Annotated in this window: 14 protein-coding genes and 1 riboswitch; of the genes, 7 read left to right on the top strand and 7 right to left on the bottom strand. The window is 49.2% G+C overall.

Features of this window, described 5'->3' with window-relative positions; all coding sequences use genetic code 11:
- Positions 1-9 precede the first annotated feature (9 nt).
- Positions 10-163: riboswitch (cobalamin riboswitch) on the top strand.
- Positions 164-329: 166 nt separating this feature from the next.
- The gene (locus DS731_RS03985) at positions 330-2,168 is read left to right on the top strand and encodes a TonB-dependent receptor plug domain-containing protein (RefSeq protein WP_119500110.1); all 1,839 of its coding nucleotides are present in this window, start codon (positions 330-332) and stop codon (positions 2,166-2,168) included.
- A 49-nt stretch (positions 2,169-2,217) separates the two neighbouring features.
- On the opposite strand, the gene DS731_RS03980 is transcribed toward DS731_RS03985, so the two are convergent.
- On the bottom strand, positions 2,218-4,215 hold the full coding sequence (locus tag DS731_RS03980) for a cache domain-containing protein (RefSeq protein ID WP_119500109.1): 1,998 nt from the start codon (positions 4,213-4,215) through the stop codon (positions 2,218-2,220).
- Between the two features lie 269 nt (positions 4,216-4,484).
- Here DS731_RS03980 and DS731_RS03975 point away from each other — a divergent pair, with 269 nt between their 5' ends.
- Positions 4,485-6,173, top strand: a complete 1,689-nt coding sequence (locus DS731_RS03975) for a dipeptidyl-peptidase 3 family protein (protein ID WP_119500108.1) — start codon at positions 4,485-4,487, stop codon at positions 6,171-6,173.
- A gap of 67 nt (positions 6,174-6,240) precedes the next feature.
- Here the strand turns inward: DS731_RS03975 and DS731_RS03970 are convergent, their stop codons facing one another.
- From DS731_RS03970 to folB, 4 genes are read right to left on the bottom strand one after another with little or no spacing between them, the layout of a single operon-like run.
- Positions 6,241-6,612: a histidine triad nucleotide-binding protein gene (locus DS731_RS03970; RefSeq protein WP_119500107.1), complete on the bottom strand. Its 372-nt coding sequence runs from the start codon at positions 6,610-6,612 to the stop codon at positions 6,241-6,243.
- An 18-nt stretch (positions 6,613-6,630) separates the two neighbouring features.
- Positions 6,631-7,431 carry an undecaprenyl-diphosphate phosphatase gene (locus tag DS731_RS03965; protein WP_119500106.1) on the bottom strand — a complete coding sequence of 267 codons (801 nt, stop codon included), beginning with the start codon at positions 7,429-7,431 and terminating at the stop codon, positions 6,631-6,633.
- Between the two features lie 2 nt (positions 7,432-7,433).
- A complete protein-coding gene (gene folK / locus DS731_RS03960; RefSeq protein WP_119500105.1) occupies positions 7,434-7,928 on the bottom strand; it encodes a 2-amino-4-hydroxy-6-hydroxymethyldihydropteridine diphosphokinase in 495 nt (164 codons plus the stop codon).
- The gene (folB, locus tag DS731_RS03955) at positions 7,928-8,293 is read right to left on the bottom strand and encodes a dihydroneopterin aldolase (RefSeq protein ID WP_119500104.1); all 366 of its coding nucleotides are present in this window, start codon (positions 8,291-8,293) and stop codon (positions 7,928-7,930) included. The genes folK and folB overlap by 1 nt, the downstream gene beginning before the upstream one ends.
- 144 nt (positions 8,294-8,437) lie before the next feature.
- Between folB and plsY the strand changes: the two genes are divergently transcribed.
- Both plsY and DS731_RS03945 read left to right on the top strand, forming a co-directional pair.
- On the top strand, positions 8,438-9,037 hold the full coding sequence (plsY, locus tag DS731_RS03950; RefSeq protein WP_119500103.1) for a glycerol-3-phosphate 1-O-acyltransferase PlsY: 600 nt from the start codon (positions 8,438-8,440) through the stop codon (positions 9,035-9,037).
- 79 nt (positions 9,038-9,116) lie between these two features.
- Positions 9,117-10,313, top strand: a complete 1,197-nt coding sequence (locus DS731_RS03945) for an MFS transporter (protein ID WP_119500102.1) — start codon at positions 9,117-9,119, stop codon at positions 10,311-10,313.
- Here DS731_RS03945 and DS731_RS03940 read toward each other — a convergent pair.
- Both DS731_RS03940 and tsaD read right to left on the bottom strand, forming a co-directional pair.
- Complete coding sequence (locus tag DS731_RS03940; protein WP_119500101.1) at positions 10,288-11,511, bottom strand: alkaline phosphatase family protein; 1,224 nt, start codon at positions 11,509-11,511, stop codon at positions 10,288-10,290. The two genes, DS731_RS03945 and DS731_RS03940, sit on opposite strands and share 26 nt — an antisense overlap.
- Positions 11,512-11,593: 82 nt before the next feature.
- Entirely contained in the window at positions 11,594-12,607 is a 1,014-nt protein-coding gene (tsaD, locus tag DS731_RS03935) for a tRNA (adenosine(37)-N6)-threonylcarbamoyltransferase complex transferase subunit TsaD (protein WP_119500100.1), read from the bottom strand.
- A 252-nt stretch (positions 12,608-12,859) separates the two neighbouring features.
- Here tsaD and rpsU point away from each other — a divergent pair, with 252 nt between their 5' ends.
- The 3 genes from rpsU (at position 12,860) to dnaG (ending at position 15,596) form a co-directional block, all read left to right on the top strand.
- On the top strand, positions 12,860-13,075 hold the full coding sequence (gene rpsU, locus DS731_RS03930) for a 30S ribosomal protein S21 (RefSeq protein WP_012517258.1): 216 nt from the start codon (positions 12,860-12,862) through the stop codon (positions 13,073-13,075).
- A gap of 124 nt (positions 13,076-13,199) precedes the next feature.
- Positions 13,200-13,646, top strand: a complete 447-nt coding sequence (locus tag DS731_RS03925) for a GatB/YqeY domain-containing protein (RefSeq protein WP_119500099.1) — start codon at positions 13,200-13,202, stop codon at positions 13,644-13,646.
- 174 nt (positions 13,647-13,820) lie between these two features.
- Positions 13,821-15,596, top strand: a complete 1,776-nt coding sequence (dnaG, locus tag DS731_RS03920) for a DNA primase (protein ID WP_119500098.1) — start codon at positions 13,821-13,823, stop codon at positions 15,594-15,596.
- Positions 15,597-15,697: the final 101 nt, after the last annotated feature.

Raw genomic sequence — 15,697 nt, 5'->3', positions numbered from 1 at the left:
GTTTGTAAGGTTGCGCCCGCTGTTTCAGGTGCTTACCGGTACACACCGATGTGTATTTGGGTAAGGTAAACGGGAAGTGTGGTTCTAATCCACCGCTGCCCCCGCAACGGTACAATGCAGTTAATGCATTCAGCCCGACACCGGCCTGTCAGACAGTTTTTTTACGAATGAAGCGGAGGGCTTCATCGGATTGCATTGTTCGTGACTACCTTATGCATTTCATTCCTGCATGTAACACCATGCCGGATGTTCAGGCTAAACTGACTTTACGTTTCCGCACTCCCTTTCCCTCCTTCAATCGTTGACATCAATAAGATTGAGGAACACACATGAAAACCAGCAAACTGGCCCTGGCCGTTGCTATGAGCTGCGCTGCCACATCTGTTATGGCGGCAGACGCAGGCAGTACAGAAGACACTATTGAACACGTTGTCGTTTCAAGCCGTGTTGCCACGCCACTGCGGCAACTGGCAACCTCCGTATCTGTTGTTACGCAGGAAGAAATCGAACTTCGCGGTTATGCCAACCTGGCAGAAGTACTGCGCATTCAGCCATCCATTCATGTGACTGACAGCGGCGGTATCGGTTCGACGTCGGCACTGCGGATCCGTGGTGAAGAAGGTTACCGTACGCTTATCCGTATTGACGGCGTGGACATCTCTGATCCAACCGGCACACAAGTTCAACCACATGTTGGTCAGTTACAGAGCGCCAATGTATCGCGGGTAGAGATCCTCCGTGGTACACAAGGCCTGGTATATGGTGCAGATGCCGGTGGTGTTATCAACATTCAGACCGGCCGTGTTGAACAAGGTACATTTGGCAGCGTGTCCGCCTCTGCCGGCGCGTATAACACCAATAACATTGCCGGTGAAGTGGGTGCAGGTACAGAACGGGTTGATGGGTATTTGTCAGTATCTGATTACTCAACGGATGGCTTTAACGCACGTCTGGACGACACCACCCTGCAGGATGATGACGGTTATGAAAATACCACCGTGCACGCCCGCGTGAATGTTCGTCCGGTTGAAGATTTATCTCTGGGTTTTGTTGTCCGCAATAACGACGGTGAAGGTGAGTTTGACCATTGCTACAGCGATGGTTACGTAGACGACTGTCAGAGCAATTTCAAACAGACCAACTTTCGCGTGAATGCAAACTACGAAACAGATTCAGGTAACCAGCAACTGGCGTACTCTAAAAGCCTGGTAGAGCGTGAAAACCTGACTCTCGGCGAGCAAAGCTACTTCACGAAAGGGAATATCGAGCGTGTCGAATATCTGGGTAATACACAGGTAAATGCTGAGAACAACGTAGTTTACGGTATCGACTGGGAGGAAGAGAGCATTACATCTTCCGGAGAACGCCGTACACAGACCGGTTACTACGCGGAACTACAAAGCAAATTCACTGAAAACTTATTTACCACCGCCGGCGTTCGCTACGATGATAACGAAGATTTCGGCGAACATGTCAGTTTCCGTCTCAGTTCTGCATACATCTGGGCACTGGAACAGGGTGATTTGAAATTACGTGGAGCATACGGAACGGGTTTCCGCGCGCCGAGCCTGTACGAAATTCAGTACAACCGTGATTTCGGTTATGCCCCTGCTTCAGACATCGATTTGAAAGAAGAAACCTCCGAAGGTTACGAGATCGGCCTGCAATTTACCCCGTCTGAAGGCACATCTGTTGAGGTGGTTTACTTCGATCAAAAAATCGAAGACGCCATTTCTTTTGATCTCGCCACTTACTCCGGCTATCTGCAGGAATCCGGCACGTCGTATTCTGACGGTGTCGAGCTGATTGGTCAGTGGGCGGTAACAGACGCCTGGTTACTGAAAGCTAACTATACCTATAACGATACCGAAGATGCCACCGGCGCTCAACGAAGCCGCCGGCCACGGCAACTGGGTTCATTAGGGGTTATGTATCAGTACGAAGCACTGACCGCAGAAGCTAACGTCCGTCTGGTCGCTGATGCTGTCGACAGTGGCGTCAAGCTGAAAGACTATGCACTGGTAGATGTGAGCGCACGTTACAGTGTTAATGAGCACCTGGACGTATTTGGTCGCGTTGAAAACGCGCTGGATGAAGATTACCAGGGCGCATCAGCATTCCGTTCACGTGGACGGGCAGCCCATGTTGGTCTGACTTACGCATTCTGATAGTTGTGCATTAATACAGACAAAAATGGCTGCCCCGGGCAGCCATTTTTTATTGCTGTGACTTTACCGGTTGATTTGGCTCACCGATAATAGCGATAACATCATTATGATAACCGTCTGACGTTTTATATTCCCGATAGCCTTTTGATACAGCAAAAGCCAGAATATATTCCTCGCCGTTAATCTCATGAATACCTGCACCTTTGTGCCCGTTACCACCTTTACTGATAGTATCCGGCAATGTAATTCTGTCACCAGTTTTCCAGTTTGCATTGTCAGTGGCACTGATCACATGCCCGTTCCTGTCGGTGTACAGACCAAATATACCGTCATTTTCCCCGCCGGTGACATCCTCCAGCATTTGTTTAAACTCGGGTCCGCTGTCGAATACCAGTCCAATCCCACCATTTACCTGGCCGTCTTTGGTAATCGCAGCATTATAAATGTAGGTGTGCTTACTCTCATAGTAATGACAGGGCACGAATTCTGATACACAAAACTGCTGCGAGCTTTTCAGGTTAAACACCTGTCCGGCCCCAGTATCAGCATGAACCGTGGTTCCTTCCAGCGCTTTCATTGCCGGACGGGAAACAGCAACGATTTTTCCATTCCGGTCATAAATATACAGGCCGGTATAAACAGTATAGAGATCGTTAATATAGCCGAGCACGCCGGCCATTGCTGCAGCATCATCAGGGGAAATCTGCCTCTTGTTGAGTACGCTTTGAAACAAACCGGTAAGTGCCCACCAGCGACAATCGTTAGCCCGCTCATAAAGATTTCTGTCCATGATATCGATGGCAAGAGCAGCCTGAAAAATCAGTCCGTCGTAATGCGTGTTCAGCGCAGTATTCATCAACTGACTTACTGAGTCGGTAAAAATTGTTTGCATTTGCCGGCCAATTTGCCGGATCTCTTCAAGAATAGGAATAAACTCGTCAGCATCACTGCGGGCAGCAGCTATCCGTCCGTTAAGCACAACGAGATCCAAGTCCTCAGTCACAATTTTCGCCTTGTGACGTATGTTACTCAATGCCGGTGAAAAGCCTTGCCAGCGCTGAACATCGTCACTGTTTTCATCACTGTTTTCAGGATGTGCCGACATGCTGGCAAACGGCAGCAATACACATCCTTGCCAGCCAAGCCCGGCATAGCCCTGATAGCCGCGTGTCCGGGCTACGGTACAGTAGTACTCATGGTTACCCAGAGTAATGATCTGATTGCTGCGACTGACATTCAGCGCCGTCCCCCGGGGTAGCACAGTTTCGTCAGCCGACACCAGTGTATTTCCCTGCTTATCGAGCAGTGCCATGATCGCACCGGACCCGTCATCCAGGTCGGCAAACAAACTGCGCATCTCACCTTCCAGCTTGAAACTCATGCATAAAACGCCGGTAACACGTTGGGTTTCAGGATCTTTCACAGGCGCAAGGAAAAGGGATGACAAGGGGAAGGCAGGCCTCAGAGGAGAATAGCGACAAATTTCCAGATATTCATGTTCGCCGGTCAGTACTTCTGCAATCACCGAATCGTCGCCGGAAATATCTGCGCCTGTATCCATCTGTGCTTTTAACTGTCCGGTCTCATCAAACAACATAATGTCATCATAGACAGAATACTTGGCAGCATATTCAGTCAGGCGTTTTACTATGGCTGACGTATCCGGTACGTGATCTGTGCTGTCACTCAGGAATGCCAGTATGTCAGCATCTGTTGCCAGAAATCCAACGTCTGCAGTGCGTTCAAACAGATTTCGGACCGGTATATCAATCAGAGTTTGCGCTACAGCCTGATTTTTTACTCCGCATTGCTGCATGTTTTCAGACAGCAGATTTTCTATAAGGATTTCCTGCAGTTCACTGAATTCGGCTTTTGTTTCCAGCATATTGCTGAGCAAACTCTGGGGTACATTCAGAGAATTGATTTTGCCGACCAGTGCCACCTTATCCCACCAGCTGTTGAGACTCACCAGATTCGATTTATGACCGGATACTGTTGTAAAAATATCGAGGAACTGACTTTTATTATTTTTGAGTAGCGCTTCCACTGTGACACCTTATACTTTAGTATAAATTATTGTTTTTAATCAGCATTTTTAAATTACCCTAGCAGATATTAAAACGCCAGTTTGTATAAATTTTGTTAAATCTGGCTTTTTTTTAAACTTTTTATGAGTCATGCCGGCGTAAGTTGTTAAAAGGACTTCCCCTTAACAGACGGATATTCAGCGCAAGTGACCGCAGCAGATGTTGAACATGCACAATGTTTTGTGTATCAATCGGTGGGACAAACTTGTTTGGAAAAATAACGATGATAATGAATACCCGTAAAGCCCGTTTGAGTATTGCCGTCGCTGCTGCCGTTTTTGCGCTGTCAGCCTGCTCAAAAGCACCGGAAACGACAACCACCCATACACCTGAAGCGCAATCTGCTTCTGAAAAATCCGGCCAGTTGCTGGTCGACCCTGCCCGTCTATCTATTTATAAGCCTGTCGAATTAACGACTGATCTGTCACGTTTTTCTGATGATCAGAAGGACATGCTTTCGCTGCTCATCGATGCCTCAGTCATCATGGACAGACTTTTCTGGAAGCAGGCGTTCAGTGGCGATAAAGATACGTTCCTGAAGTCTTTCAATAACGAAGACGTTGCCCGTTTTGCAGATATTAATTATGGCCCCTGGGATCGCCTGAACGGTGACGCCGCTTTTCTTAAAAACACAGACAGCAAGCCTGCCGGCGCAGAATTCTATCCTCACGACATGACTAAAGAGGAGTTCGCGGCAGCAGACTTTGCAGATAAGGACGGCCTTTATTCGCTGGTAAAACGCAAAGACGACGGCTCTCTTTACAGCGTACCCTACTCAGACGCATACAAACCTGAACTCACCGAAGCGGCAGCACTGCTGAGAAAAGCCGCAAAACTGGCCGGCAATGAAGAATTTGCGAATTACCTGAATTTGCGGGCAGACGCCCTGTTAAGCAACGATTATTACGCATCTGATATGGCCTGGATGGACATGAAAACCAATCCTGTTGAACTGGTGATTGGCCCCATTGAAACCTACGAAGATCAGCTTTTCGGTTACCGTGCCGCCTTTGAAGCTTATGTTCTGATTAAAGACCTGGCCTGGAGTGACAAACTGTCTAAATACGCGCAGTTTTTGCCGGAGTTACAAAAAGGCTTACCGGTACCGGATGCCTACAAAGCAGAAATGCCCGGCTCCGATGCTGATCTAAACGCTTATGATGTCATCTACTACGCAGGCCACTCCAATGCGGGCAGTAAAACCATAGCGATTAATCTGCCAAATGATGAACGGGTACAGCTGGCAAAAGGAACACGTCGCTTGCAGCTTAAAAACGCCATGCGCGCCAAGTTCGACGAGATCCTCATGCCCATTGCAGATGAACTTATCAACCCTGAACAGCGAAATCACATCACCTTCGACGCGTTTTTTGCCAATACCATGTTCCATGAAGTTGCTCATGGTCTGGGTATCAAAAACACGCTGGACGGCAGCAGCACCGTGCGTGCCGCACTGAAAGAACATGCATCAGCCCTTGAAGAAGGGAAAGCTGACATTCTCGGTTTATACATGGTGCAGAGCCTGCTTGAAAAAGGCGAGATCACTGAAGGTGTACTTGAAGATTACTACGTGACTTTCCTTGCCGGGATTTTCCGCTCTGTGCGTTTCGGTGCCAGCTCTGCCCACGGCAAAGCCAACATGATCCGGTTTAACTTCTTTGCTCAACAAGGCGCGTTTACCAAAGATGAAGACGGCTACTACAGCGTAAACATGGAAAAAATGGGCAGCGCGGTAGAAGCACTAAGCCGGTTAATACTAACTTATCAGGGTGACGGCGATTACGACGGTGTCGCAAAACTGGTGGACGAAATGGGGATCATAAAACCTGAACTAGCGTCTGACCTGGCGAAGCTCGAAGCCGCTAATATTCCTGTCGATATTACCTTTAAACAAGGTAAAGACGTTCTGGGATTATAGAAATTAAAAAGCCCTGCATGTTATTGCAGGGCTCGTCGGGAGGTCACAATTCTCTGTGACTTCCTGCTTATTCCAGCGCTGTTTTCAGCTTTTCAGTGTACGGAGGCCAGCCCAGCGGCTTACCGGCCAGTACGTGCAGATGAATGTGATAGACCGTCTGACCACCGAACTCATTGCAGTTCATTACCGTACGATAGCCCTGCTCTGCGAAGCCCTGTTCTGCGGCTACTTTCGCAGCCACATAACTTAAGTGCCCGACCACGGCACGATCATCTTCTGTAATGTCGTTAATAGTTGCAATGGGCTTTTTCGGGATCACCAGAAAATGCACCGGCGCCTGCGGATTAATGTCTTTGAATGCCAGCGCCAGATCATCTTCATAAATGATATCAGCGGGAATTTCTTTGTTGATAATTTTCGTAAAAATGGTCTCTGACATTCTAATTCTCCATGCAGGTTAAGCGAACACGAACCAAAGCAACACCGCGCCTAAAATCATGCGGTAGATAACAAACGGCAGCATGCCGATGCGGGAAATCCAGCTCAGGAACAGGAAAATACATAAATAGGCACTGATGAACGAGAATGCCGCACCGTACAGCAATGCGCTCCAGTCTACTGCTGTTGTCGCCTGAACTAAATCAAAGGTTTTTAACGTACCGGCTCCCAGAATGACCGGAATAGACAGTAAGAAAGAAAAACGCGCACAACTCTCGCGGTCCAGACCTAACATCAACCCGGCCGTCATCGTAATGCCAGAGCGTGATGTGCCCGGGATCAGCGCCATCACCTGAGCGAGACCAATGATGATCGCCTGTTTCATGGTGATATTTTCCAGCGACTGTGTGTGTGTCGCTTTCACGTCGGCATACCACAATAAGAGTCCGAAAATAATGGTTGTGGCTGCTATCACCAGCGCAGTTCTGGCATTCATTTCAATCCAGTCATCCAGTGCCAGGCCCACAAGCACAGCAGGAATAGTCGCCAGAATGACATACCAGGCAAGCTTGCTGTCGGTATTCTGATTCTTTGTAAATCCTCTAGTCAGCCAGGCCACTGTCATTTGCGCGATTTCCTGACGGAAATACACCATAACAGCCAGCAAGCTGCCTACGTGAACAGCCACATCAAAGGCCAGCCCCTGACTATCCCAGCCAAGCAGTTCCGCCGGCAACAACAAATGTCCCGAACTGCTGATTGGCAAAAATTCAGTTATCCCCTGGATCAGGGCAAGAATAATAATTTCAAAAAGCGTCATCCCTAAGAATCACTCCATGTAAAATCGATTGGCCATAGCCGTTGGGAAGTTTGATCGTATTCCTGCCACAACTGCCGGTAGGTTTTTCCTGTTACGGGGTGCACGTGGTCAGGCAACAGTTCTGCAAGGGGTTGCAGTACAAATGCATTGTGCAAAATTTCTGCCCTCGGCAACGCAACAGGGTGCGTTGTCACTACGTTGTCGTAGGTTAATAGATCTAAATCCAGAGTGCGAGCACAATACTTTTTTTCACTGTGAGTCCGGCCATTTTCACGCTCAATCGCTTTCAGCGTGGCATTCACATCACCGGGACTTAAAGTCGTTTCAGCACTGATCACACAGTTATAAAACGGTGAACCATCAAAGCCAACCGCTTCACTTTCAAACATTCTGGAACACGTTACCGCAGAAAAGTGACGTTTTAAATAAACGTACCCTTGTCTGGCGTACCAGGTACGCTGAACGTTAGTGCCCAGACTGATGGTAATAAGGTGCATCAGTCACCACGACTCTGTTCAAAGACCACTGTCACTGTATTCACATCCGGCAGAATATCCGGCTTGGTGATCGCCAACTTAATGTGCCCGACAGGAAAGCTCTTAAAGACAGCGTTAATCACATGGCCGCCCAGGGCTTCAAGCAACTCAAAGGTCTGATCGGCGGCGGCATCCTGAATGGCTTTTGCCAGCAAAGCATAATCAATAGTGTCTTTTACATCATCGCTTTGCATTGCCGCAGACAGATCCGCCTGTACGGTCACGTCAAACAATAGTGTGGTTTTGCGGGTCCGCTCCCAGTCATACACCCCGATCAGGGTATCAACTTTCAGACCGGACAGAATAATGTGTTGCGTTTGTGGCATAGGTTACAGCGCCTGCGGCTAGCCTTACAGTGGTGGCCGCCACTTTACCACAACTGCCCCTGTGGTCACTAAACCTTGCTGGTATTTTACCTGCGATTCCTGTTAGTCTGCGTGCATGTAACGTATTGATAGTGTCTGCAACAAATGATCGCCCTGGTAATTCTTATGGTCTGTATCGCTTACCTGATGGGTTCGCTTTCCAGCGCCGTTGTGGTTTGCCGGTTATACCAGCTTCCAGATCCCCGCGCCGCCGGTTCAAATAACCCCGGGGCCACCAATGTATTCAGACTCGGCGGCCGCGTTCCGGCAGCCCTGGTATTATTCATGGACGTGTTTAAAGGCACGGTACCGGTATATTGCAGCTACTGGATGGGCATTGAACCTGTTGCCCTGGGTTTTATTGGCGTTGCGGCCTGTCTGGGACACATTTTTCCGCTGTACTTCGGCTTCAAAGGTGGCAAAGCCGTGGCTACCGCTTTTGGTGTTCTGTTACCACTGGGCCCGGAACTGGCAGGCTTGCTCATCCTGACCTGGCTGCTGGTCATGTTTGTCTGGGGCTATGCCTCTCTGGCAGCCATTATTGCGGTAAGTCTGGCGCCGTTATTTACCTGGTTTATCAAACCTATGTACACCGTTCCGGTGATCATGTTGTCGGTGCTCATTATCTTTCGGCACAAAGACAATATTCAACGCCTGCTCAAAGGTGAAGAAAGTAAAGTGTGGGATAAAGTACGTTTAAAATAAAACCGCACACTGCCAGAATAACGATGTGACCGGTTTACCGGCAAACTCTTCATTTCTTTCTATAATCTGAGAAAACATCATGCATTTTCGGGCGCAAACCCGCTTGCAGTTCATCATTTTCATGCTGGTCTGTGCCGCGTTCACCAACATCTATATTACTCAACCGGTACTTCCGGTACTCCGTCAGGACTTTAATACTGACCTGGTCATGGTGTCTTTCACGGTATCGGCAGTGGTGTTGGGCATAGCGCTGGCAAACCTGCCTTTCGGATTAATATCAGATAAATTTCCGGTTCGACCCGTCATCGCAACAGGCGGAACCGCCATTGTTCTGTGCGGACTGATTTGTGCGGCCACAGACAACCTGAATGTACTGATTGCCGCAAGATTCGTACAGGGTATCTTCGTTCCGTCACTGACAACCTGTATCGTCGCCTGGCTTTCCCGCTCACTGCCCCCTGAAAAATTGAATGTTGTGATGGGTGCATATGTGTCAGCTACCGTTGCCGGCGGTCTAGGCGGCCGGTTACTGGGTGGCTGGGCGTTTTCTCCGGAGCACTGGCGTTATGCATTTGTTGCAACCAGTCTGTTCACGCTCATTGCCTTTTCGCTGGCTCTTTACGGTCTTCCCCGTGATAAGCGCGAAAAGTCTGACCCGAAAGCGCCCGCTGTCCGTTACATTCAACTTGTCAGGCAGTGGCCGCTTTTACGACTGTACCTGTGTGCGCTGAGCGGATTCGGCATCTTCTCATCAGTATTTAATTTTCTGCCTTTTCACCTTACTCAGCCGCCTTTTGCATTCACCACTGAAGACACCACCCTGCTTTATCTGGTGTATCTTACCGGCGTGATGATTGGTCCGGTGACAGGCAAGCTCAGTAACCGTATCGGCAGCGGTAACACCTTACTGACAGGTGCTGCTGTACTGTGTATTTCCCTGTTTATGTTGTTGCTTCCCTCGGTGCTGGCTGTCACTGTCGGGCTGATTTTACTGTGCGCAGGCTTTTTCACCATTCATGCCGCTGCTGTGGGTGCACTCAACGGTAAACTTACCGGCGGACAGGGCCGTGCTAATGCTCTGTACACACTGTTTTACTATGTGGGTGGCTGGGCCGGTATTACCCTATCCAGCCTTTTATACAAGCATTTCGGATGGAATACGCTGGTAGGTGTACTGCTAGTTCTTCTGATCATTCCGGTAACCGCTGGGTGCTTTGAGCGACGCTTCAGCCCCCGCGGTTCGGGTCAGATTATTGCTCAGCCAGACCAAGATTAAAGATGTCGCTGCCACTGTCTGTTTCAGGCACATATTCCAGCTTCATCAGCTTTGCCAGGCCAGGATAAATTTCCAGGTTTTTCATCGGCGGTATGATCGCCCCCTGTCTGAAGTCAGGACCTGCAGCAATAAAGGTGGCAGCCATGTCGTCCAGTGTTGCATCAAAACCGTGAGCGCCTTTACCGTCGTGCGTGCTGTCGCTGACAAAGTAACCCGGCGGCCGGATTTCCAGCATAATATCGCCGGTACGCTGATCCCGTTCCATATGAACAGCAGATCTGCGGGAATCGGACATCACCGAGTAACGCCCTTTGGCGGCATCTTCTAAAGACGCCTTCAGTACACTGATTTCCTGCTCCGTTGTGCCTTTTTTACCATAGATAAGTACCTGTGAACCGCGGGTCTCAACGGCAAACTTGTCGCTGATCCCAAGCTCAGCCTCCACCACCTTGCTTTTCTGGCGGATAGCAGTCATACCGTGATCAGACACCAGCACCAGGTTAACCGGGATATCCAGCTGTTTGATTCTGCCATAAAGTTGGCCAATCAGACCGTCTATGAGCTGAACAGCGTCATAGGTTTCTTTAGCATCCGGCCCGAAATCGTGTCCCTGCGTATCCACCAGTGAAAAGTAGCCCGCAATAAAATGCGGCCGCGATACTTCAGGTAAAGACAACCATTCGGTTATCTGATCAATTCTTCCCTGATAATCCGCATATTTAGAGTAGTGGTAGTGATAAGACGGCAGATTGCCGTTAATTCTGGCATCAGATTCCGGCCAGAAATACGTAGCCGCCTTCAAACCGTTAAATTCCACCAGATTCCAGAAAGGCATACCAGATAGCCAGGTCGAATCGCCATACCCTTTTCCCATGGAGTATCGGGCATAACTGTCTTTTACAGGGCGGGATTTGTCGTAAAAAGCGTTATTTACGATACCGTGGTGAACGGGTAATAAACCGGTGATTATAGAAATATGATTGGGAAATGTGCTGGACGGGTACACCGGAATCATCTTATCAGCCCGCACCCCGTCTTTCGCAATTTGAGCTATATTGGCCGCGTTGTGTTTTTCCACATAATCGTGGCGAAAACCATCTATGGATATCATCACCACATAAGGCGTGTCATCCTTCGCCTGCACGCCGGTTGTCAGTACAGCCAGCAATAGTGTTGCCCACAGTCCTTTTCGTTTCATTGTTTTGTCCGTCTTTTAATACTTGGCACAGTATAAAAGTGGACTATGACAACAACAATTCACTGACCGCAAAGTTCGCAACTTACACCGCGGGCAAAGAATCCAGTGGCCAGCGGGGTTTGGCGGCGGCGGATAAATCACAGAATTGTCCGGCCTTTAAGCGCTGCATGCCGGCATAGGCAATCATGGCGCCGTTATCGGTGCAAAAAGCAAGTCCCGGATAGAACACCTCGCCACGGAGTTCTTTCATCAGCGACTCCATGGACTCACGCAAATACGTATTGGCACTGACACCACCGGCAATGACCAGCCGCTTCAGACCGGTTTGTTTAAGCGCACGCTTGCACTTAATGATAAGGGTATCAACAACAGCTTCCTGAAAGGCGAAAGCAATATTAGCCTTAGTTTGTTCAGAGTCGTCGGCATCTCGGATGGTGTTAGCGGCAAAGGTTTTTAATCCGCTGAAGCTGAAATCCAGGCCGGGGCGATCTGTCATCGGACGGGGAAATTTATAATGTCCACCCTCACCTCTTTCTGCCAGCTTTGCCAGCAGCGGACCGCCAGGGTAATCCAGACCCAGTAACTTGGCGGTTTTATCAAAGGCTTCACCTGCAGCATCGTCAATGGACTCACCCAGCACTTCATACTGACCAATTCCCTGCACATTCACCAGCATCGAGTGACCACCGGATACCAACAGCGCCACGAAAGGAAACGCGGGAGCATTTTCTTCCAGCATAGGAGCCAGCAAGTGCCCTTCCATGTGGTGCACACCCACGGCCGGGATATTCCATGCGTAAGACAGTGCGCGACCTACGGATGAGCCTACTAATAATGCACCAACAAGGCCCGGTCCCTGAGTAAATGCGATGCCGTCCAGGTCTTCACCTTCAGTGGCAGCGTCTTTCAATGCTTTGCGGATCAGTGGTATGATCTTACGCACATGGTCGCGGGATGCCAGTTCGGGAACCACACCACCATAGTCGGCGTGCAATTTAACCTGGCTGTATAATTCGTGGGACAACAATCCTTTTTCGTCATCGTAAACCGCGATGCCCGTTTCGTCGCAGGATGTTTCGATACCCAGAATACGCATTGATAAACCTCTTTATGGTGGTGCAGGGCGGGCAAGTTTACCGTTATTCGTTCACCCTGAAAACGGTAAATGCGAGGATCGCGAATCAGATTCAGCTAAAAATCTGCGATCGCTGGTTAATTTATTAACACTACCGGCTTTACTTTCCCTTCAGAAAAGAATAGAATTTCGCACCATTTTTAACCCGGGTGTCGATTTATCGCACACTTTCACGCCCGGCTACAGTCTTGAAAATTTTGAGGTGAGAATTTAATGCCTATCGTTAAAGTTAGAGAAAACGAGCCGTTTGATGTCGCTCTTCGTCGTTTTAAACGCTCTTGTGAAAAAGCAGGTGTTTTGTCAGAAGTTCGTCGTCGTGAGTTCTTCGAAAAGCCTACTTGGGAACGTAAGCGTAAAAAAGCGGCTGCTAAAAAGCGTCATCTGAAAAAGCTGGCTCGCGAAAACGCACGTCGCGTAAAACTCTACTAAGATAGTGTTGGCTTAACAAAGGTGCCTTAAGGCACCTTTGCTGTCTCAGGACCACTGAAAAAGTGATTCCCGTCCTGCCCGCCCTGTCCTTCTGATAAGCCCGACATCAGGAAAGAAAAATACTATGGCTTTAATTGACGATTTAAAAAACGCACAAAAAGATGCCATGCGCGCCAAGGAAAAATTGAAACTTGGCACAATTCGTATGGCACTGGCCGCCATCAAGCAAAAAGAAATTGATGAGCAAATCACTGTAGATGATACCGCCATTCTGGCAATTTTAACCAAGATGGTTAAGCAGCGTGCCGACGCGGCCGCCCAGTATGATCAGGCAAATCGTGATGATCTGGCCAGCACAGAACGTGCGGAAATCGTAATTTTAGAATCTTTCCTGCCACAACCGCTTACTGATGAAGAAGTGGCTGCTCTGATTGACGAAGCTATGGCTGCAACCGGTGCCACCGGGATGCAGGACATGGGTAAAGTCATGGGTGCATTGAAGCCAAAAGTTCAGGGCCGCACAGACATGGGCGCACTGAGTGGAAAAATCAAAGCGCGTCTGAACGCGTAAACCCCTGAGTCAGTTCAGATAGCCGTTTAAAAAGATCAGGCGCAATACGAAAAGGTTGCGCCTTCTTCTCTCCCTGATAAAGTAACCCACGTTTGCTGACCCTTCTGACATCGCGCTCAGGCACTGATCAGCTGTTACTGTTTCTGTTATATACCCGTAGGTTACATATACTGCATGTCCGGAAGAATTCCCCGCGATTTTATTGATGATCTGTTAGCCCGTACCGATGTTGTCGACATTGTAGACAGCCGTGTGAAACTGAAAAAAGCGGGTAAGAATTATCAGGCCTGTTGTCCGTTTCACAATGAAAAAACCCCTTCTTTTACCGTCAGTCAGGATAAACAGTTCTATCACTGTTTTGGCTGTGGCGCTCACGGCAATGCGATCTCCTTTATCATGGAATTTGACCGGCTGGAGTTTGTAGAAGCGATTGAAGAACTGGCACGGTTACACGGGTTAGAGATCCCGCGGGAGCAGAGCAGCCGGCCGGCAATGACAGAAGAGAAGCGTCAGCAGCAACAGGATGACTATGCGCTGATGGAATCTGTCACCCGCTATTTTCAGCAACAGTTAAGACAGCACGCCAACAGCCCCAAAGCAATTGATTATCTGAAAGGCCGGGGCTTATCCGGTGATATTGTAAAGCACTGGGAAATCGGCTACGCCCCGTCAGAATGGGATGGCGTACTGAAAACCTTCGGCACAGATCCCCAACGGGCTCAGCAGTTGCTGGATCTGAAACTGGTAAACAAAAATGATCGCGGCAAGACATATGACTTCTTCCGTGACCGGATCATGTTTCCTATCCGCGATCGCCGTGGCAGAGTGATCGGCTTTGGCGGCCGGGTGCTGGATGACGGCGGCCCGAAGTACCTTAACTCTCCGGAAACACGGATTTTTCACAAAGGCTACGAGCTGTTTGGCTTTTATCAGGCGAAACAAAGCCAGCGCCACCTCGATAAAGTGGTGATAGTGGAAGGCTACATGGATGTGGTTGCGCTGAGCCAGTTCGATATCCATATTGCCACTGCAGCACTGGGCACAGCAACGACGCCGGAGCACCTCAGTATGCTGATGCGCACCACTTCCCACATTGTGTGCTGTTACGACGGTGACCGTGCCGGGCGTGAAGCTGCCTGGCGGGCACTTGAAAATGCATTACCCGCATTAAAAGATGGTGTGAAACTGACATTCCTGTTTCTTCCTGACGGTGAAGATCCGGATACCATGGTTCGCCAGACGGGCAAAGATACCTTTATGGCATTACTCGATGACGCCATGCCCTTATCGCGGTTCTTTTTTGAATCACTGCTGAAACAGCATGAAGTCGGCACGCCGGAAGGTAAAGTGGCGTTGAAAGCCGCTGCGCAGCCTTTGATAGACCAGGTACTGGGTGACAGTCAGAAAGCCATGTTGCAGGAAGAGCTGGCGAAACATGTGGGTGAATATGACCGCTTTCGTTTGCAGCAGGATATGCAACAGGCAAAGCAAAAGTCGTCAAAACCAAAGGATTCCCACTACACCCAACAAAAGACCCAGATATCGCCGGTCCGCACGATGGTGCGGTTACTGCTGGATAACCCGGCACTGGCAGCCAGACACACCCACTGCTCGCCACAGGTACTGGCACAAAGTGGTGTTGCCGGAATTCACGTGCTTATCGATATTCACCGGTACTGTTTAAATAACCCACAATCCACCACCGCCCAGGTCCTTGAAAACTTCCGTGACCATCCCCATTCTTCTGTCATCGCGAAGTTGCTGTTACAGGAACACCTGATTAAGGAAGATGACGCAGATACCGTGTATTGCGACAGTTTTGCAAAGCTGCTCGACTGGCATTTCGACAGCAGAATTGAGACGCTGATTTCACGGTCGCGTATGCAGCCGCTTTCTCAGGAAGAGAAAACAGAATTGACCTTATTGATGAAAGAACGTCAGAAGTCGTAGCTCACGAGGCCGCCGGATAAAGTTCTGGCGAAAAATCACGCTGAACGTCTGGTCAAAAATAGTGTCTTTCTGTTATACTGGCTAATTCGCTGCAAGCAGAT

This window comes from Alteromonas sp. RKMC-009 (assembly GCF_003584565.2).
GTDB lineage: Bacteria > Pseudomonadota > Gammaproteobacteria > Enterobacterales > Alteromonadaceae > Alteromonas.
The sequence above is the reverse complement of the archived record's forward strand: the minus strand, read 5'-3'. Positions and strand labels throughout refer to the sequence as shown.